Origin of the sequence: Marivita sp., from assembly GCF_048006345.1 — a bacterium.
In the GTDB taxonomy this organism is placed as follows: domain Bacteria; phylum Pseudomonadota; class Alphaproteobacteria; order Rhodobacterales; family Rhodobacteraceae; genus Marivita.
Genome location: NZ_CP180351.1, coordinates 3,480,198 through 3,499,034, shown reverse-complemented (window position 1 = coordinate 3,499,034; position 18,837 = coordinate 3,480,198). Strand labels below are relative to the sequence as shown.

Here is an 18,837-nt window from a genome sequence, read left to right as displayed (position 1 = left end):
CGCCGCCTTCGGGCGGCGACCATGTGGGGGGCCAGCCCCCCACACCCCCCGGCATATTTGGAAAAAGAAGAAGGACAAAAACGCGTGTTGACTGACCCTTGGATCGCCGCCCTTCTGGCGCTTTTTCTCTGGTGGTTTTCCACCGGGGTGATCCTGATGGTCGTGAAATACGCCGACCGTCGCGGGTTGCGGTTCGGTCAGGTCCTGACATGGCTCGCGCTGCCGATCTTCTTTGTCGGGGTCTACGGAATCGGAATGACGGCGCATCTCGACAGCCATGCCGCGTCCTATCACGCGTTCCTAGCGGCTCTTGCGCTTTGGGGATGGATCGAACTGGCGTTTCTGACAGGAACGATCACCGGTCCGAACCGACTGATTTGCCGTGACGACGTGCCTGAATGGGAACGGTTCATCCGGGCCTGGGGCACGATTGCCTATCACGAGATGCTGCTGGCGGGCACACTGATCGTGTTGTGGCTGTTCACTCAGGATGCTGTTAACAGCTTTGGGTTCTGGACCTTCGCGGTTCTGTTCTTTGCCCGAGTGTCGGCCAAACTGAACCTGTTTCTGGGTGTTCCCAAGATCAACACCGAATTCCTGCCCCGACCGCTGGCGCATCTTCCCAGCCATTTCCGGCACGCGAAGATGAACTGGCTGTTCCCGATTTCGGTCAGTGCGCTGACCTTTGCAGTCGCCTGCTGGCTTGAGCGGATTTATTCCGCACAGTCCACCGCCGACACGATTGGATTTGCCCTTCTGGCTGCCCTGACCGCGCTCGCCTTGCTCGAGCATTGGTTCATGGTTCTGCCGCTGCCCGACGAGAAACTCTGGCGCTGGTTGATCCCCGCGCCCAAACCACAACAACAAGACAAGACGATACGAACGGAGGACGCCCATGGACTTTGACAGCCTGTTCAACGCCCAGCTTGATACCCTGAAAAAAGAGGGAAACTACCGCATATTTGCTGAGCTGGAGCGCAAATGCGGCGCGTTCCCGAGGGCAAAGTCGCATGACGACGATTGCCCGGATGAAGTGACGGTCTGGTGCTCGAACGACTATCTCGGCATGGGTCAGCATCCCGATGTGATCAAGTCGATGCAGGATGCGGTTGGCCAGAACGGTTGCGGGGCAGGTGGCACCCGCAACATTTCGGGCACAAACCATCAGCACAAGCTGCTCGAGACCGAACTGGCCGATCTGCATGGCAAGGAAGCTGCCCTGCTCTTCACCTCGGGTTATGTGTCCAACTGGGCGGCGCTTTCGACCCTCGGGTCGCGCCTGCCCGACGCCGTGATCCTGTCCGACGAACTGAACCACGCGTCGATGATCGAAGGCATCCGCCACGCGCGGTGCAACAAGGTGATCTGGAAACACAATGATCCTGAAGATCTGGACCGCAAGCTGGCGGCGTTGCCGTCGAACGCGACCAAGATCGTTGCCTTCGAGTCGGTCTATTCGATGGACGGCGACATCTGCCCGATGAAGGAAATCGTCGAAGTTGCCGAAAAGCACGGCGCGATGACCTATCTCGACGAAGTTCACGCGGTTGGCATGTACGGCCCGCGAGGCGGCGGCGTGTCCGAACGCGAGGGTCTTGCGGACCGAATCACGCTCATCGAAGGAACGCTCGGCAAGGCCTTTGGCGTCATGGGTGGCTACATCACCGGATCTGAGGCGATGTGCGACTTCATCCGCTCCTTCTCGTCCGGATTCATCTTCACAACCGCGCTGCCACCGGCAGTGGCGGCTGCCGCGCGCACGTCGATCCAGCATCTCAAGAAAAGCGACACAGAGCGCAAACAGCAGAGAATACAGGTTGCCAAGCTTCGCAAGCGGCTGGATGACATGGGTATCCCGCATCTTCAGAACCCCAGTCACATCATCCCGGTGATGATCAAGGATCCGGTCAAGTGCCGCATGCTTGCAGACATCCTGATGCAGGATTATGGAATCTACGTGCAGCCGATAAACTATCCGACTGTGCCCAAAGGGACCGAGCGTCTGCGTTTCACGCCCGGCCCGCTACATTCGGACGCAGATATCGAACATCTGGTTCAGGCGCTGGCAACTCTTTGGAAACAGTGCGCTATTTCGCATCAGGTTGCTTGACTTAACCTAAGCACAAGTTACCTGATTGGGGAACCAAACGGGTTTGCTATTGGTTAACAATGCAAGAAAGCGTTAGTTTGCGCCGAACACGAGAGAGGAGTTCACCCATGAAGTTGATGATCGCAACTGCAGCCATCGTGCTTGCAGGCTCAGGCGCAGCATTTGCACAGGATGCTGCTGCTGGTGAAAAGGAATTCAACAAGTGCAAATCCTGCCACATGATCGTGGCGGATGATGGTACGGAGATCGTGAAGGGCGGCCGCACTGGTCCGAACCTGTACAACATCATTGGCCGCAAGGCGGGAACCGTGGCAGATTTCCGCTATGGCGACAGCATCGTTGCAGCTGGTGAAGCCGGTCTGGTCTGGAACGAAGAGACATTCGTTGCTTATGTTCAGGATCCCAAGGGCTTCCTTGCTGAATTTCTTGGCGACAGCGGCGCGCGGTCAAAAATGTCCTTCCGTCTGCGCAGTGGCATGGAAGACGTTTACGCCTATCTCGTAACGGTCAGCCCGGATGCCGATACTGTGCATGAAGGCACAGGTTCCGGCTCCTAAACGAGCGACAATTGTTCCTGAACGGGGCGCGCTGCCACAGCGCGCCCTTTTCTTTTGCGCCCTTGGCGTCGCAGAGTTGACCGATCTGTGCGGCTGACGCAAAACACGGCCAACAAAGAACAGGGGCAGTTCCATGAAGATTGCGATGATCGGGACCGGGTATGTTGGTCTGGTGTCTGGGGTGTGTTTTTCCGATTTCGGTCATGAAGTCGTCTGCGTCGACAAGGACCAGCGCAAGATCGACATGCTCGAAAATGGCAAAGTGCCGATTTATGAACCGGGCCTCGATGCGCTGATGGCAAAGAACGTCGATGCGGGACGTCTGTCTTTCACGCTTGATTTGAAGACGGCGATCGATGGGGCTGACGCGGTGTTCATTGCGGTGGGGACACCCACGCGGCGCGGCGACGGGCATGCGGATCTGACATATGTTATGGCTGCGGCCGAAGAGATCGCCAAAGCCGCCAAGGATTACGTGGTGATTGTCACCAAGTCGACCGTGCCGGTGGGCACCAACCGCAAAGTACGCGAGGTTGTTGCTGCCGCCAATCCGGACCTGGATTTCGACGTGGCATCGAACCCGGAATTCCTGCGCGAAGGCGCGGCCATCGACGATTTCATGAAACCGGATCGCGTTGTGGTGGGTGTCGAGACAGATCGCGCTGCAGGGGTGATGTCGGAGATCTATCGTCCGCTTTACCTGCGGGATTTTCCGATTGTCACGACCGATCTCGAATCCGCCGAGATGATCAAATACGCGGCCAACGCCTTTCTTGCGACGAAGATCACCTTCATCAACGAGATCGCGGCCCTTTGCGAAAAGGTCGGTGCAGATGTGAAACAGGTGTCCAAAGGCATGGGTATGGACAACCGCATCGGCAACAAGTTCCTGCACGCAGGTCCCGGGTATGGCGGATCGTGCTTTCCCAAAGACACCAAGGCCCTGGCCCGGATTGGTCAGGAACACGCGAGCCCGATGCACATTACCGAAGCGGTGATCGCGGTGAACGAAGATATCAAGCGTCGGATGATCGAAAAGCTGCAGGATCTGTGCGACGGCACGTTCAACGGCAAGACCGTGGCGGTGCTGGGGGTGACGTTCAAACCCAACACGGATGATATGCGCGATGCGCCGTCGCTGACCATCGTGCCGGCGCTTGTGGGGGGCGGGGCCAAGGTCCGCGTCTGCGATCCGCAGGGCCAACACGAGGGCGAGGCGCTCTTGCCGGGTGTGCAATGGCTGGACGATCCATATGCAGCGGCCAAGGATGCCGATCTCATCGTGCTGTTGACCGAATGGAACGAATTCCGCGCCCTCGATCTTGGCCGGATCGCGCAGAATATGGCGCGCCCGGCGATGGCGGACCTGCGCAATATCTACAATGCGACCGTGACTCGGGAGGCGGGATTTGTCGCGTATGATTCCGTGGGACGGATCGGCTTCTCCTGACGTCCAAGAGCCAGAGATGATTCCCGCATCAGGTCTCGCAACTGGGTGAGTCTGGGCGGAATTGTGGCGGAATTAAAGCGGGTACGTCAGACAAACTCTGAGCGAAACTGATCATTGTTCTCGTTTTTGGAGCGCTTTGGGGCAAATAAGGCAAAGTGCTTTGCCGGTCGCCACATTTCTGCCATGAACAGACCTGTCGGGCGGGGGCTCGAACTCAGGTGTGTCCACGCGTCAGGTCTCTGATAGTGTCCACTCTCTCATTTTGCTCACGGACTGCGCGTTGCGCGGGAACATGGCGCGGAATGGATGCACCTACACGGCAGAGGAGCTTTGGACCCGAACACAGGTCATGGGACGCGCGGGGGCGCGGGTGGCAGCTACAACCATTCGACGAGGTGAAGCGCCGTGTGCCATGATCATGTGACGAAGACGGTCCGAAGCTCCTGCTGACTGTGCGTCGATTTCAGCCAGCCGTATCTTTCCCCAAGATCATACGCAGGATGTCCTTTGCATTGTCCGACGCCCAATCGGCATCGCCGCGCATCCGGGCGACTTCTTGCCCGTCCGGGTTCAATATGACGGTGATCGGCAGCCCGAGAACACCCATTTCCCGCGCCAAGGCGGATTTCGGATCGCGGTAAAGCGGGAGGTTGTCGACACCGATTTCGTCGAAAAACGCCTTCATCGCGGGAGGCGGGTTGCGACCGGTTGCGATGGTGACAACGTCAAAATCCTCACCGCCAAATTCGGTCTGCAATTCGGACAACATGGGCATTTCCTTGCGGCAGGGCGCACACCATGTGGCCCAGAAGTTCAGCAAGACCCATTTGCCCTTGTATTGCTCCAGTGACACGGGTTCGCCGTCGAAGGTGGTGAACTCGGCCGTCCCTGCAGGTTGCGGGTCGCTGTGGAAGGTCAGCTTTTTCATATCCCCTTCGCGCATCGCCTCGGCTTTGGCGAGATCGGCCAGCGCCGGGTTTGCAAGCGTCACGAGGCCCGTATAGAGGAGGACGGCAAGAATTTTCTTCATTTTCCCTCCGAAGGGGTAAGACCATGTCCGACAAATCCTCGAACCAAATGTGGGGCGGCCGTTTCGCCGCCGGACCCGATGCCATTATGGAGGCGATCAATGCCTCGATCGGGTTCGACAAACGTATGGCTGCTCAGGACATCGCCGGTTCAAGGGCCCACGCCGCGATGTTGGCCGCGCAGGGTATTGTGACATCTAGCGATGCAGAGGCGATGCGGGAAGGCTTGCTCACCGTATTGTCAGAGATTGAAACAGGAAACTTCGCATTTTCGACCGCGTTGGAAGACATCCACATGAATGTCGAGGCGCGGTTGAAAGAGGTGATCGGTGACCCTGCGGGACGTCTGCACACGGGCCGGTCGCGCAATGATCAGGTGGCGACCGATTTCCGCCTTTGGGTCCGGGATCAGCTTGATGCGGCTTCGTCAGGCCTTACGGCCCTCATCAGGGCGCTGCTGGCACAGGCCGAGGCCGGCACGGATTGGGTGATGCCGGGGTTCACGCACCTGCAAACCGCGCAACCCGTCACATGGGGTCATCACATGATGGCTTATGTCGAAATGTTTGCGCGCGATCTTTCCCGAGTTCAGGACGCACGTAAACGGATGAACGAATCCCCCTTGGGCGCGGCGGCGCTGGCTGGCACATCCTTCCCGATTGATCGCGAGATGACGGCACAGGCGCTGGGATTTGACCGCCCGATGGCCAACAGCCTTGATGCGGTGAGCGACCGGGATTTTGCTCTCGAATTTCTGAGCGTCGCCAGCATCAGTGCAATGCACCTGAGCCGATTTGCCGAAGAGCTGGTCATCTGGTCCTCAGCACAGTTCCGCTTTGTCACCCTGTCCGACCGGTTCTCGACCGGCTCGTCCATCATGCCGCAGAAGAAGAACCCTGATGCGGCCGAGCTGATCCGAGCCAAGATCGGGCGCATCTTCGGTGCGAATGTTGCGCTGATGATGGTGATGAAGGGTCTGCCGCTCGCCTATTCCAAGGACATGCAGGAAGACAAGGAACAGGTGTTTGACGCCGCCGATAACTGGATGCTGGCGCTTGCTGCGATGGAAGGCATGGTCAAGGACATGACTGCCAACCGCGCCAATCTTGAAGCCGCAGCCTCTGCCGGGTTTTCGACGGCGACTGATCTTGCTGACTGGCTTGTCCGAACACTCGACCTACCTTTCCGGGACGCGCATCACGTCACGGGATCCTTGGTGGCGATGGCGGAGAAAAAGGGATGCGATTTGCCGGATCTGAGCCTTGAGGACATGCAGTCGGTGCACGCGGCGATTACGGCCGATGTGTTTGAGGTGCTGGGTGTTCACAATTCTGTCGCCAGCCGCACCAGCTATGGCGGCACCGCACCCGTTCGCGTCCGTGAACAGATCGCGCGGTGGAAAGAGGTGCTTGGATGAGACCCATCACATTGATCGTAGGTTTGACCCTGCTGGCCGCCTGTGGCGCGGATGGTCCACCGATCACACCCTCGATCAACACGACAGTCTCGGTCGGAAGCGAAGGCGTCCGCACATCCACGGGCGTGTCCGTTCGGTCGGGCCCGGTAACCGTGGGAGCGAATTTCTGATGACGCCAATGCGCTGGATCTACCTCGCTCTTGCGATTTGGGGTGCCATCCATCCGATGTATTATTTCGTGTCGTGGTTTCAGGAAAACGGCTGGAATCTCGGCGCGATGATCGATGCGTGGTACGTCAATGACGCGACCACGGGTTTGACTTGGGACCTCACGATTGCTGCAGTCTCACTGACCATCTGGATTATTGCCGAGGTTTTCGTGCGACGGAATTGGGTCGCGCTGATTGCCATCCCGGCCACCTATTGCATCGGTGTCAGCTGCGGATTGCCACTTTATCTGTTTTTGCGGTCCAAGCCGATCACCTGACGGAGATCACAGGTATCTGCGAACCCAATGAAACCGCCCATGGCCGCGTCTTCATTGCGTATTTTCAAAGATAAGAAGCAAGGGGTGGCGCAAAACCTTGGGCTGCGCTACTGCAGCGCGGTCTGGTCTGGAGGCAGGTGTGGATCATTTTCTGTATCGTGACGGCGAGCTTTATGCCGAAGATGTGCCGGTTGCGGATATCGCGGCTGCGGTGGGAACGCCGTTCTATCTTTATTCGACGGCCACGCTGACGCGCCATTACCAGCTGTTCGATGATGCCCTCAGCGGCATGGAACACATGGTGTGTTACGCGATGAAGGCCGCGTCGAACCAGGCCATTCTCAAAACCCTTGCCGATCTGGGTGCAGGCATGGATGTCGTGTCGGGCGGCGAATACGCGCGCGCCAAAGCTGCCGGTGTTCCGGGCGACCGGATCGTGTTTTCCGGCGTTGGCAAGACGCGCTCTGAAATTCGTGCTGCGCTGGAAGGTGGGATCCGGCAATTCAACGTCGAAAGCGAACCCGAGCTTTTGGTGATTTCCGAGATTGCGTCGTGTCTGGGCAAGATTGCGCCGATCACCATTCGGGTGAATCCCGACGTCGATGCCAAGACGCACGCCAAGATTTCGACCGGAAAATCCGAGAACAAGTTTGGGATCCCGATCTCGAAGGCGCGCGCGGTTTATGCCGAAGCGGCGGCTTTGCCCGGCATCGACGTGATCGGGATCGACGTGCATATCGGGTCGCAGCTGACCGAGCTTGAACCCTACGAGCTGGCCTATCGCAAAGTTGCCGAACTGACAGAACAGCTGCGCGCCGATGGGCACAATATCCGGCGGCTTGATCTGGGCGGCGGGCTGGGCATTCCCTACACCCGCTCGAACGAGGCGCCGCCTTTGCCTTCGGACTATGGCGCGCTGATCAAGCGCACTGTGGGCCATCTGGGCTGCGAGATCGAGATTGAACCGGGTCGTCTGATTGCCGGCAATGCAGGAATCCTTGTCAGCCGGGTCATCTACGTCAAGCAGGGCGAGGGGCGGCAGTTCCTGATCCTTGACGGGGCGATGAACGACCTGATCCGTCCGGCGATGTATGACGCGCATCACGACATCATTCCTGTCGTCGAACCCGAAGCCGGGGTCGAGCAGCAGGCCTATGACATTGTGGGTCCGGTGTGTGAATCGGGCGATACCTTTGCCAAGAATCGCATGATGCCGCCCCTGGCTGCGGGTGACCTCGTGGCCTTCAGATCCGCAGGAGCTTATGGCGCGGTGATGGCCAGCGAATACAACACGCGGCCGCTTGTGCCTGAAGTTTTGGCAAAGGGTGATCAATTCGCTGTCATTCGTCAGCGTCCCGACTTTGACGAAATCATAAACCGAGATACCATTCCCCCATGGCTGTGAGGCATTCACCCGCGGTCAATGAACCGGGAGATCGGAATGACCGCACGGGATGACCTGCCATCGGAGATAAATGCCGCCTTGCGATGGCCCTTGTTCCTGACCCGCTTGGGGATGGGCGCAGAGTCCATCGTGCGCGCGTTCTGGCCGTTCTGGTCCGTCTTGTTCGCGCTTTTGGCATTCCTGATGCTGGGTCTGCAGGACTATCTGCCGGTCGAAGCGGTCTGGACTGTTCTTGCGGCATCCGGTTTGGCAGCCATCTGGGCGCTGTTGCGCGGACTGCGCAAATTCTCTTGGCCTTCTGAAACGAAGGCTTTGGCCCGCTTGGATTCGACGCTACCCGGGAACCCCATCCTTGCGGCGATGGACAGCCAGGCGATCGGCGCCAATGATCCCGCATCTTTGGCCGTGTGGAATGCGCATCAGGCGCGGATGGCAGCCCGGTTGAAAGACGCCAAGGCGGCGGAGCCTGATCTTCGTGTGTCCAAGGCAGATCCCTTTGCGTTGCGCTATGTCGCGGTACTCGCGTTCCTGGTCGCTGCAGTTTTCGGCTCCGTGCTCAAGGTACAGACGGTCTCTGCCATGGGGCCGAGCGGCTCTGATCTGGCCTCCGGTCCGACCTGGGAAGGCTGGCTCGAACCGCCGCGCTATACGGGACTTCCGTCGATCTATCTCAACGACATCCGCGACGCGCGGCTTGAGACGCCGGAAGGCAGCCGCGTCACCTTGCGGTTCTATGGCGAAGTCGGCGTGTTGAGTGTTTCGGAGACCGTCTCGAACCGGACAGCGCCCACCGCAACACCCGAACAGATCGTCGAGGCATCGACCAGCACAGCACAGGAATTCACCGTCACGCAATCCGGCCGGCTCGAGATCGAAGGACCCGGAGGTCGGCTTTGGGAAATCGTCGCGACGCCAGACCGCGCACCAGAGGTCATGCGCGACGGAGAGATTGATGTCAGCTACGACGGCGAAGCGCAGATTCCGTTTACCGCCAAGGATGACTATGCCGTCGCCACAGGTGTCGCGCGCATCGAATTGGCCCTGAATGACGTGGATCGCCGGTATGGCTTGAGGATTGATCCCGAACCGCGCGCCGTGATCGAACTGCCTTTGCCCATGCCGATTGCTGGCGACAGGTCCGACTTTACCGAAACGCTGGTCGACAATTTCTCGCAACATCCGTGGGCCAATCTTCCCGTCACGCTGAGCATGACCGTCACCGATGAGGCGGATCAGATCGGCGAAGCCGCGCCCGAAGTGATCACCCTGCCGGGCCGCAGGTTCTTTGATCCGATGGCGGCAGCGATCATTGACCTGCGTCGCTCGCTGCTGTGGAACCGGGACAATGCTGCGGATGTCGCGATGCTGATGCGGGCTGTGTCGCACCGTCCTGACGATGTGTTCCGGTCCAGTACGGATTTCCTGCGGCTTCGGACGATCATGCGACGGGTCGAGGCCTTGTCGCAGGTCACCATGACCGACGATCAGCAGGCCGAGATTGCGCAAGCCATGTGGGATTTGGCGATCCGGCTTGAGGAGGGTGATCTGGAAGACGCTCTGGAGCGGCTGCAGCGGGCGCAGGATCGGCTGTCTGAAGCGATGCGAAACGGGGCATCCGACCAGGAAATCGCCGAACTCATGCAGGAATTGCGCGAAGCCACAGACGACTATCTGCGGCAATTGTCACGTCAGGCGCAGCAAGATCGGGAAAACAACCCCGATCAGGAAATGACCCAGAACCAGAACATGATGGAGATGAGTCAGAACGACCTGCAGGCGATGATGGACCGCATCCAGGAGCTGATGGAGCAGGGCCGCATGGCCGAAGCGCAGGAAGCGCTCGAACAGTTGCGCCAGATGATGGAGAACATGCAGGTCACGCAAGGTCAGGGCCAGCAGGGCCAGTCTCCGGGCGAGCAGGCAATGGAAGGTCTTGCCGAGACGCTGCGTGAACAGCAGGGGCTGTCGGATCAGGCGTTCCGAGATCTTCAGGAACAGTTCAACCCCGGTCAGCAAGGCCAACAGGGCCAGCAGCCGGGCCAACAGCCCGGTCAGCAGGGTCAGGGTCAACAGCAAGGACAAGGCCAGGGGCAGGGTCAAGGACAACAGCCGGGTCAGGGCCAAAACGGCGAGGGGCAAAGCCTCCAAGAGAGCCTTGCAGACCGTCAGCGTGCCCTGCGGCAGGAACTGAACCGCCAGTCGCAAAACCTGCCCGGAGCGGGCACCGAAGCGGGTGATGCCGCACGAGAAGCGCTGGGCCGCGCCGAGGGTGCGATGGAAGGTGCCGAGGAAGCACTTCGCGAGAACGACCTTGCCGGTGCGATCGACAACCAGTCCGAAGCCATGGAAGCGTTGCGCGAAGGCATGCGCAACCTTGGTGAGGCGATGGCGCAGCAGCAACAACAGGGGCAGGGCCAGCAAGGCATGGCCGACGGAACCGACCCCGGTCAGCAACGTGACCCGCTGGGACGGAATGTCGGCTCGAACGGCCAGATCGGGTCGAACGAGAACCTGCTTCAGGGTGAGGATGTCTATCGCCGGGCACGCGAATTGCTTGATGAAATCCGCCGCCGGTCGGGCGAAGGCGAACGCCCCGAGGAAGAACTGGAGTATCTTGAACGCTTGCTTGATCGGTTCTGATGCGGTGCGTTTGCGTCAACGCAAACGGATGATGCGTCGACGTATCATCCGCTCCTGATCAAACTTCGGGATCGACTTTCCCGCGCAGCGATTTGACCTCGCCGCGTACCTTCTTTTCCTTCAGCCTGCGTTTCTTCGACCCAAGCGTTGGTTTGGTGGGCACGCGGCGTTTGGGTGGCGTCAGGGCGGCAACGATCATCTCTTTCAGACGATCCCGCGCAATGTCACGGTTGCGGGCCTGTGACCTCGTATCATCCACCTGAAGCACGATTGCACCGTCCTTGGTCCATTTCCGCCCGGCAATGCGACGCAAGCGCGTTTTCACCGGACCAGGGAGATTGGGGGATCGTTCCGCTTCGAACCTCAGTTCAACCGCAGTCGAGACCTTGTTGACGTTCTGGCCACCGGGGCCAGACGCGCGGATGAACTGCTCTGTCAGTTCCCAGTCTTCGATGCTGATGGACTCTGAAATCTGTATCATCGTCGTTCACTTAGCTCATACAAAAAGGGTCGCCACATGGGCGACCCTTCGAGACTTACGGAGGTGGGGTTCGGTTAGGTTCCACACCAATTCGAGGGGTTTTCACCCAGGGGCTGCCCTAGATGTGCGCCTCTCGAACTGTTCCGACACCTCTCTCCAATACCTCTCTCGACACTGGATCACCTCCTTTCAGCTGTTGATAAAACGCATCTTCAGCGTGACAGGCTTTCCGTATCGCGCAACTGTTTTCTTACGTCAGCGCTGCTTTTTCGCGAAATCGTAGAACGATGAGTCGAAAAGGTATCAGTGCAAGCAGCGCGAGCGCGATCTTGACCATCCAGTCGGCCACGGCGAGCGACACCCAAAGCGGTGCCACCGGGCCTGCGCCGAGCAGCGGGAGCATCTCACCCGCCCAGGAAACATCGTTTGCAGGTTCAATGAAGCTGAGTGTTGCCGAGAACGCGATCGAGAAAAAGAGTGCGGTGTCGACAGACGCGCCAATCAGGGTCGATGCAAGCGGCGCACGCCACCATGCACCGTTGCGCATCTTGTCGAAGATCGAGACATCGAGAAGTTGGGCTGTCAGGAAGGCGATCCCCGATCCCAGTGCGATCCGAAGCGTGACCAGCGGGCCGAATTCGCCTTGAATCTGGGTGCCGATCAACGAGCAGATCACGCCGACGATGAAGCCGGCAAACACGACTTTACGCGCAGCGCTTGGGCCGTAGAGGCGATTCATCAGGTCGGTGACAAGAAAGGCGAGCGGATAGGTGAAGGCACCCCATGTCAGCCAGTTCCCGAACAGGAACTGAACAAGGATGTTGGAGGCCAACACGATGAGGGCCATGGCAATAATGCCAGGAATATGTGCGCGGGTCATTGTGACTCCCGTTTTGCCAAGGTTGCGGGGACTTGATTCCCGAAAGGCGGGAATGGCGCGGTGCATATAGCGCGGCTGTCTTACAGACAAGCGATTAGCTGACGGCGTATTCGACGATCTCGGTTTTCTGTAGGAAGAAGAAATTATCGTCGGAGATCATCGTCAGCCGCAGCGTTCCGTCCGTGGCGGCCCACACAGACAGACCTTCAAGATTGTCGTGCCGGCGTGGTTCCGTGGTCAGCAGCGTTTCGCCGTCGAAGCTATCGCCGTTCAGAAGGTCAAACCGTCGGACGCGCGAGGAGAAGCCAAAACCGCTGAACCCCCGTTCTAGGACGTAAAGCTTGCCATCCGGCCCGACATCGGCCCCTACGGGAAGAAACCCGTCGTTGCGAGAGATCGACATCGGTTGATCCCAACCCGTCCCCTGCTGATAGCGGAATACCGGGAAGGGTACCTGAAGACCTTCGGAAACCTCAGGCAAGGCAAAGAGAGCACCATCACCATCGATAGCCAAAGCTTCCAATCCCCGATTAGGCGGCAAGGAGCGGAGACCGGGGTAATCCGGCAACGCCGTCCATTCCCCGGTGATGTCGCGACATAGAACGCGATTGGTGCTTTCGACCGAGATATAGAGCCGTCCCTGATCGTCTTTCGCCAATCCTTCGGTGTCCTGCACAGACGGGTCTAGAAACAGGTCGTCGGGTATGTTCAGCGCGGCCATTTCCGCGCTGCGCACGCCGATGATGCGGTCGCCATGTCTGAAAATGGTGCCTTCGATCAGATGGGCTCGATCGCTGATAATGACAAAACCCGCACCGTCCGGTGTCAGAGAAATCCCGGAATACCCGCCAAAGCCATCGAGTTCCTTTGCCCAATGATAGGACGACAGGAACCGGGCCGTCTGTGTGTCCTCGGCCAAAACGCTGTCAGGACTCGAAACGCATCAATTGGCCGACAGAACTGTGGCGCATTGAGCGGGAAGGTCGGCAAGTGTCAGTTCCCGACGCGGGGTCGGTTTCGGCGCGTTGGGATCGGGCGGCGGCGGATTGAGGATGTTGTTTACCCATTGCTGCGCGTCGTCACAGCCATCGCCTCGGGGCGGGGCATCCTGATCGACACAGCCGGACATCCCTGCCGGGCAGGCCAATCGCACGTGGAAATGATAGTGGTGGCCGTACCACGGACGGATCTTTCGCAGATACGAACGATCGCCGGTTTCCGCATTGCACATGGCAACCTTTGCGCCGGGGAAAACGAAGATACGCGAAACCCGCGGGTCGCTGGCAGCGGCTTTGATGATATTGTGATGCTGTTTCGTCCATTGATCGTTGGTGAATGCGCCATTGGACCGGCGCAAGGAGATGGACGAGATATTCTCGCGCTCTGTCCGGGTCAGGTTCAGACGGTTTGCTGGCAGCATCCAGATATCGGCATCAAGGCCGATCTGGTGGCTTGCGTGACCCGTGAGCATGGGCCCGCCGCGCGGTTGGCTGATATCGCCGATATAGAGACCATTCCAACCGGGTTCGCGGGCTGCGATGCGCGACAGGTCCTGCAGGAAGTCGATGGTGACAGGCAGCCCCCAATTGCGGTTCCGCGACAGGCGCATCGCCTGCCACGTTGGCCCGGTTTCCGGAAGCTGCACCTGACCGGCAGCACATCCCTTTGCGTAGCTGCCATAAGCCGCCGGCGCTTGACTGGAGGCGTTCTCCATCCCGCCAAAAAGCTGCTTGGCTTGCCGCGTGCTCAAGACGCCGGTCACGCTGGGGGCGCTGGCGGCGGTTGTCTCCGCGCTGCGCGGACCGCTGTCACCTCCGCAGGCGCTCAGGAGAAAAGCGAGTCCTAGGATAAGCGAAAACCGTTTCATGACACTGCCTGTTTCCCGTTTGGGTTGACCCAGAGTAACAACACAAGGCCGATCAGGAAAAGGCCTATCACTGGGCTGACACCCAATTGTTGTGATCCGGTGGCGTAGGTGGTGATGCCGATCAGCAAAGGTGCCAGAAAACTGGTCGCTTTGCCCGACAGCGCATACAATCCGAAGGCCTCGGTCATGCGGGCCGGGTTGGCCTGACGGACCATCATTGTACGGCTGGCGGATTGAATCACCCCGCCTGCTGCACCAATCACAGCGCCGACCAGGTAGAATGCGATATCGGGAAGAGCCGAACCTTCTGGGATGGGAACACCGAACATCAACTCGCGCGAGATCAGAACAATGGCAATGCCCATCGCTGTCAGCGCAAGGATGCAGACCGCAATCACGGGCTTTGGCCCAAATCGGGAATCCGCCATCCCACCCAGCCAGGCTGCAATGGCTCCGGCGATGATCGCGATGATCCCGAAGATCCCTACATTCTGAACGCTCCACCCAAGGACGCCCGCAGCATAGATGCCACCGAACGCATACATGCCGTTCAGGGCGTCCCGGTAGAACATCGCAGATCCGAGATAGGCAAAGAGCGACCGATCCTGCGGAAGGCGCTTCAGCGTGGTCTTGAGATCGTTCAACGCCAGCTTGACCGCGCCTTTGGGCGCCTTTTGCGTCCGCGGTTCCCGCACGAACAGGAAGAACGGGATCATGAACACGACAAACCAGATCGCCACCAGCGGACCAACAAAACGGGTGCCTTCGCGGTCTGCCGGGTCAAGGCCAAATGCAGGCTCCAACCCGATCAGGGTGCGCCCGGTCGTAGCGTTGTCGGCAAAGAACAGCAGCATGATCACAAGCGCGATCAGTCCTCCGACATATCCGAACGCCCAGCCATTGCCCGAGATGCGACCTATCTCTTCCGGGGTCCCAAGATCGGGCAGCATGGAGTTGGTGAAGGTCGTCGCGAATTCCATCCCGATCATGCCGATGGCAAAGAATGTCAGGATGAGGATCAGACTGAAATCGCCAGGTGCGGCGTACCAAAGGCCAGCCGCCCCAACGACGTACATGATCGAAAACAGCCATATCCAGCGCATCCGGTTGCCGCCCGTATCGGCCAATGCGCCGAGCACCGGAGCAAGAACCGCGATCACCAGTCCGGCAGCGCCGATGCCAAAGCCCCAGGCGGACTGAGCCGTTGTGCCGTCGCCGACCAGTTCCTTGACATAGGGGGCGAAAATGAAGGTGATCAGGAGCGTGTTATAAGGCTGGCTGGCCCAGTCGAAAAAGAACCAGCCCCATATCCGTTTGCGCAGTGACACGTTCGCCATTCCAAATCCCCCTGCCGAGGTTATGGGTGCGAAACGCCGAACCGGCAAGCGCCGTTAATCGGATATGGCGTCCTGCATCGGTGGCCAAGGTCGCGCGTCTTCGGCGCGCAGCCAGTCTGCCACCCAATCGGGCATTTTGGGTGATGATACGTCTGTCAAACCCATCGCCGCAATCACGCGATGGGTTGGGACAATTCCATTCTGATCGGTGACGGCCGACCGATAAACCGCGTGGTTCGCGCACTCGCCGTTACGTTTCCACATCGACTGTTCGATATAGAGAAACCGGGCATCCCAACACAGCAAACGGCTGCGCATTTCGAAGCGTTCAAACGTACGGATGCGGCGTCTGTACCGTACGACGACACCGGCCATCGTCAGCCCCCACCGCTGTTCCCGGATCATTCCCATCAACCCCGTGACCTGCGCCAAAGGGATACGCCCGAGGTCGTAAAGCGTCAGTGTCCGGCCGTTGTTCAACTCCATCCACATGTCGATGTCCCAAGGCCAGCACCGATGCTGCGAGACATAGGTCGCAAAGGGCCCAAGCTGAGGGGCTTTGCGGGCTTTCCAAAGGCCAAATGCCATACGGATGATAGGATACATCGGTCACTCCTGTTGCCCGTGTAGTTGACCTTCTGCCGAAACACGTCAATTGCGACCTCGCGGCAAGCGCTCTGACTTGTTCTTCGGCGCGCTTGCGCCTACCTGTTGTCACGTCACTGCCAAGGGAAATCCGTCCGATGCAATCGCTCTACCAGATCCTGATGCTGCTTCTCGATATCGTGTGGTTCTTCATCATCGCCCACGTCATCATGAGTTGGCTGATCAATTTCCAGGTCTTGAACCTGCGTCAGCCGATTGTCGCGCAGATCTGGGACGGCCTGAACCGCATTCTGGAACCGATGTATTCGCGGCTGCGGCGTATTCTGCCGCCGATGTCGGGAATTGACCTCGCGCCGCTGGTGGCGTTGATCGGGGTGTACATCCTGCGCATCGTTTTGGCGAACAATGCCGGGTTCTTCTACGGGTATTGACCCGAGCAAAGGCTTGTTCACGCATCCTTAGTATGAGACTGTCAGGTAAAGAGCAGATATAGTTAAGAACCTGACAGGTCACCCATGCCCCGCGATATGTCTGACGCAGATGCCATTCTGCGCGATATCTTTGGATTCGACAGTTTTCGTCCCGGCCAGTCCGAGATTGTAGAGGCTGTTTCACATGGGGAAAACGTGTTGGCGATCATGCCAACGGGTGGCGGCAAATCGCTTTGTTTCCAACTGCCTGCGCTGGTGCGCCATGGCGTGACGGTTGTCATCTCTCCGTTGATTGCCCTGATGCGGGATCAGGTGCGCGGCTTGCGCGAGGCAGGTGTCAACGCCGGTGCCTTGACCTCGGCCAACACGGACGAGGAAAACGACGCGGTTTGGGACATGCTCCATTCCGGTGCTTTGAAACTGCTCTATCTTGCGCCCGAACGGCTTGCCTCAAGCGGAACGCAGCGGATGCTGCAACAGGCGGGTGTGTCCCTGATCGCTGTGGATGAGGCTCATTGCGTCAGCCAGTGGGGTCATGATTTCCGTCCCGATTATCTTCGCATCGGTGAATTGCGCCGCGCGCTGGATGTGCCACTGGCCGCCTTTACGGCGACGGCGGATGCGGAAACGCAGGAAGAGATCGTCAATCGGCTGTTTGATGGACATGCGCCAACGACGTTTTTGCGGGGGTTTGACCGGCCCAACATCCACCTGATGTTCGCCCCCAAGAACAAGCCGCGTGAGCAAATTCTGCAATTCGCCGCTGCCCGCAAGGATCAGTCGGGCATCGTCTATTGCGGCACCCGCGCCAAGACCGAAACGCTGGCGCAGGCTCTTAATGCCGAAGGGCATACTGCGTGTTTCTACCACGGCGGGATGGACCCCGATGCGCGCCGCAGCGTCGAGGCGCGATTTGCCACCGAAGATGGGCTGATCGTCGTCGCCACAGTTGCCTTTGGCATGGGCGTCGATAAACCGGACATTCGTTGGGTCGCGCATGCCGACCTGCCGAAGTCCATCGAAGCGTATTATCAGGAAATCGGTCGCGCCGGGCGTGACGGCGCGCCTGCCGAAACGCTGACGCTTTACGGGTCCGATGACATCCGCTTGCGCCGCTCGCAGATCGACGAAGGGCTTGCGCCGCCCGAACGCCGTCATGCCGACCACGGGCGGTTGAATGCGCTGTTGGGGTTGGCAGAGGCGCTGGCGTGCCGACGCAAGACGCTGCTTGGCTATTTTGGTGAATCAGACATCACCTGCGGGAACTGCGATCTTTGCGACAAACCGGCAGAGGTGTTCGACGGCACCGAGGCGGTCCGAAAAGCATTATCCGCTGCACTGCGCACGGGTGAAAGCTTTGGTGCAGGGCATCTGATCGACATTCTGTTGGGCACAAAGACCGAGAAGGTCTTGCAACGCAATCACGACAGCCTGCCCACCTTTGGCATAGGAACCGAGCTGAAGCGCGGGGAATGGCAGGCTGTGTTTCGGCAGATGATGGGCCATGACCTGATGCGCCCTGATGCTGAACGACACGGAGCCTTGGTCATGACCGAAGCCGCCCGTCCCATCCTGCGCGGCGAGGCAACGATCCATCTGCGCCGCGACAGTCTTGAAGCGGCCAGCGAACGCCGACCGCAGGTTCGCACCTTGGTCAGCGACGAAGACGCGCCGCTGCTCTCAGCACTCAAGGCAAAACGTCGTGCTTTGGCAGAAGAGCAATCCGTCCCGGCCTACGTCATTTTCCCTGACAAGACGCTGATCGAAATGGCAGAGACCCGTCCAAAATCACTGGACGACATGGCGCGGATCAATGGTGTGGGCGCAAAGAAACTCGAACGTTATGGACGCGCGTTTCTTGCGGTCATCGCGGGCGATGTTCCTGACACGCATCCCGCGCGCCGCAAACTGGCAGCCAGTGGGGCCGGTGGCCTGTATGATGCGCTGCTCGAGTCGCAGGCGCAGCTGGTCCGCGGTGCGTGTGGCACGCTGAAACCAATGTCGTGCAATGCAGGCCAGCTTGCCAAACTGGCGCAGTCCAAACCGCGCGATGAAAGCGGGATTGCACGCATCATCGGCGATCGGCACGCAGAACGGTTTGCCGAGACGTTTCTGGACGTCCTTCGCAACGCGGACTAGAT

18 protein-coding genes are annotated in these 18,837 nt (G+C 59.2%); 11 read left to right on the top strand and 7 right to left on the bottom strand.

Annotation, left to right across the window (positions count from 1 at the left end; all coding sequences use genetic code 11):
* Positions 1-87 precede the first annotated feature (87 nt).
* The 4 genes from puhE (at position 88) to ACMVPR_RS17070 (ending at position 4,117) form a co-directional block, all read left to right on the top strand.
* On the top strand, positions 88-906 hold the full coding sequence (gene puhE, locus ACMVPR_RS17085) for a putative photosynthetic complex assembly protein PuhE (protein ID WP_416884677.1): 819 nt from the start codon (positions 88-90) through the stop codon (positions 904-906).
* Positions 896-2,110, top strand: coding sequence for a 5-aminolevulinate synthase (gene hemA / locus ACMVPR_RS17080; RefSeq protein ID WP_300584393.1), 1,215 nt, complete (start codon positions 896-898; stop codon positions 2,108-2,110). Before puhE ends, hemA begins: the two co-directional genes overlap by 11 nt.
* 107 nt (positions 2,111-2,217) lie before the next feature.
* Positions 2,218-2,667: a c-type cytochrome gene (locus ACMVPR_RS17075; RefSeq protein WP_300584395.1), complete on the top strand. Its 450-nt coding sequence runs from the start codon at positions 2,218-2,220 to the stop codon at positions 2,665-2,667.
* A 133-nt stretch (positions 2,668-2,800) separates the two neighbouring features.
* Positions 2,801-4,117: a UDP-glucose dehydrogenase family protein gene (locus ACMVPR_RS17070; protein ID WP_300584397.1), complete on the top strand. Its 1,317-nt coding sequence runs from the start codon at positions 2,801-2,803 to the stop codon at positions 4,115-4,117.
* A gap of 463 nt (positions 4,118-4,580) precedes the next feature.
* On the opposite strand, the gene ACMVPR_RS17065 is transcribed toward ACMVPR_RS17070, so the two are convergent.
* Positions 4,581-5,147, bottom strand: coding sequence for a TlpA disulfide reductase family protein (locus ACMVPR_RS17065; protein WP_416883854.1), 567 nt, complete (start codon positions 5,145-5,147; stop codon positions 4,581-4,583).
* Between the two features lie 23 nt (positions 5,148-5,170).
* Between ACMVPR_RS17065 and argH the strand changes: the two genes are divergently transcribed.
* The 5 genes from argH to ACMVPR_RS17040 all read left to right on the top strand — a co-directional run bounded on the left by argH (position 5,171) and on the right by ACMVPR_RS17040 (position 11,094).
* Entirely contained in the window at positions 5,171-6,562 is a 1,392-nt protein-coding gene (gene argH / locus ACMVPR_RS17060) for an argininosuccinate lyase (protein WP_416883853.1), read from the top strand.
* Entirely contained in the window at positions 6,559-6,732 is a 174-nt protein-coding gene (locus ACMVPR_RS17055) for a hypothetical protein (protein ID WP_416883852.1), read from the top strand. The genes argH and ACMVPR_RS17055 overlap by 4 nt, the downstream gene beginning before the upstream one ends.
* Positions 6,732-7,049 (top strand): DUF2834 domain-containing protein, encoded by a 318-nt coding sequence (locus ACMVPR_RS17050; protein WP_292264866.1) that lies wholly within the window; start codon positions 6,732-6,734, stop codon positions 7,047-7,049. The genes ACMVPR_RS17055 and ACMVPR_RS17050 overlap by 1 nt, the downstream gene beginning before the upstream one ends.
* A 139-nt stretch (positions 7,050-7,188) precedes the next feature.
* Positions 7,189-8,454: a diaminopimelate decarboxylase gene (lysA, locus tag ACMVPR_RS17045; RefSeq protein ID WP_416883851.1), complete on the top strand. Its 1,266-nt coding sequence runs from the start codon at positions 7,189-7,191 to the stop codon at positions 8,452-8,454.
* 36 nt (positions 8,455-8,490) lie between these two features.
* Positions 8,491-11,094 (top strand): TIGR02302 family protein, encoded by a 2,604-nt coding sequence (locus ACMVPR_RS17040; protein ID WP_416883850.1) that lies wholly within the window; start codon positions 8,491-8,493, stop codon positions 11,092-11,094.
* Between the two features lie 58 nt (positions 11,095-11,152).
* On the opposite strand, the gene arfB is transcribed toward ACMVPR_RS17040, so the two are convergent.
* The 6 genes from arfB to ACMVPR_RS17010 all read right to left on the bottom strand — a co-directional run bounded on the left by arfB (position 11,153) and on the right by ACMVPR_RS17010 (position 16,265).
* Complete coding sequence (arfB, locus tag ACMVPR_RS17035; RefSeq protein ID WP_300584409.1) at positions 11,153-11,575, bottom strand: alternative ribosome rescue aminoacyl-tRNA hydrolase ArfB; 423 nt, start codon at positions 11,573-11,575, stop codon at positions 11,153-11,155.
* A gap of 250 nt (positions 11,576-11,825) precedes the next feature.
* Complete coding sequence (locus ACMVPR_RS17030; RefSeq protein WP_292264860.1) at positions 11,826-12,455, bottom strand: queuosine precursor transporter; 630 nt, start codon at positions 12,453-12,455, stop codon at positions 11,826-11,828.
* 94 nt (positions 12,456-12,549) lie between these two features.
* Positions 12,550-13,374: an esterase-like activity of phytase family protein gene (locus tag ACMVPR_RS17025; RefSeq protein WP_416883849.1), complete on the bottom strand. Its 825-nt coding sequence runs from the start codon at positions 13,372-13,374 to the stop codon at positions 12,550-12,552.
* 24 nt (positions 13,375-13,398) lie between these two features.
* Positions 13,399-14,322 carry a penicillin-insensitive murein endopeptidase gene (mepA, locus tag ACMVPR_RS17020; RefSeq protein ID WP_416883848.1) on the bottom strand — a complete coding sequence of 308 codons (924 nt, stop codon included), beginning with the start codon at positions 14,320-14,322 and terminating at the stop codon, positions 13,399-13,401.
* Complete coding sequence (locus tag ACMVPR_RS17015) at positions 14,319-15,659, bottom strand: MFS transporter (protein ID WP_416883847.1); 1,341 nt, start codon at positions 15,657-15,659, stop codon at positions 14,319-14,321. The genes mepA and ACMVPR_RS17015 overlap by 4 nt, the downstream gene beginning before the upstream one ends.
* A 54-nt stretch (positions 15,660-15,713) precedes the next feature.
* On the bottom strand, positions 15,714-16,265 hold the full coding sequence (locus tag ACMVPR_RS17010; RefSeq protein ID WP_416883846.1) for a thioesterase family protein: 552 nt from the start codon (positions 16,263-16,265) through the stop codon (positions 15,714-15,716).
* Positions 16,266-16,402: 137 nt separating this feature from the next.
* Between ACMVPR_RS17010 and ACMVPR_RS17005 the strand changes: the two genes are divergently transcribed.
* Positions 16,403-16,696: a YggT family protein gene (locus ACMVPR_RS17005; protein ID WP_292264853.1), complete on the top strand. Its 294-nt coding sequence runs from the start codon at positions 16,403-16,405 to the stop codon at positions 16,694-16,696.
* Positions 16,697-16,780: 84 nt separating this feature from the next.
* Complete coding sequence (gene recQ, locus ACMVPR_RS17000; RefSeq protein ID WP_416883845.1) at positions 16,781-18,835, top strand: DNA helicase RecQ; 2,055 nt, start codon at positions 16,781-16,783, stop codon at positions 18,833-18,835.
* Positions 18,836-18,837: the final 2 nt, after the last annotated feature.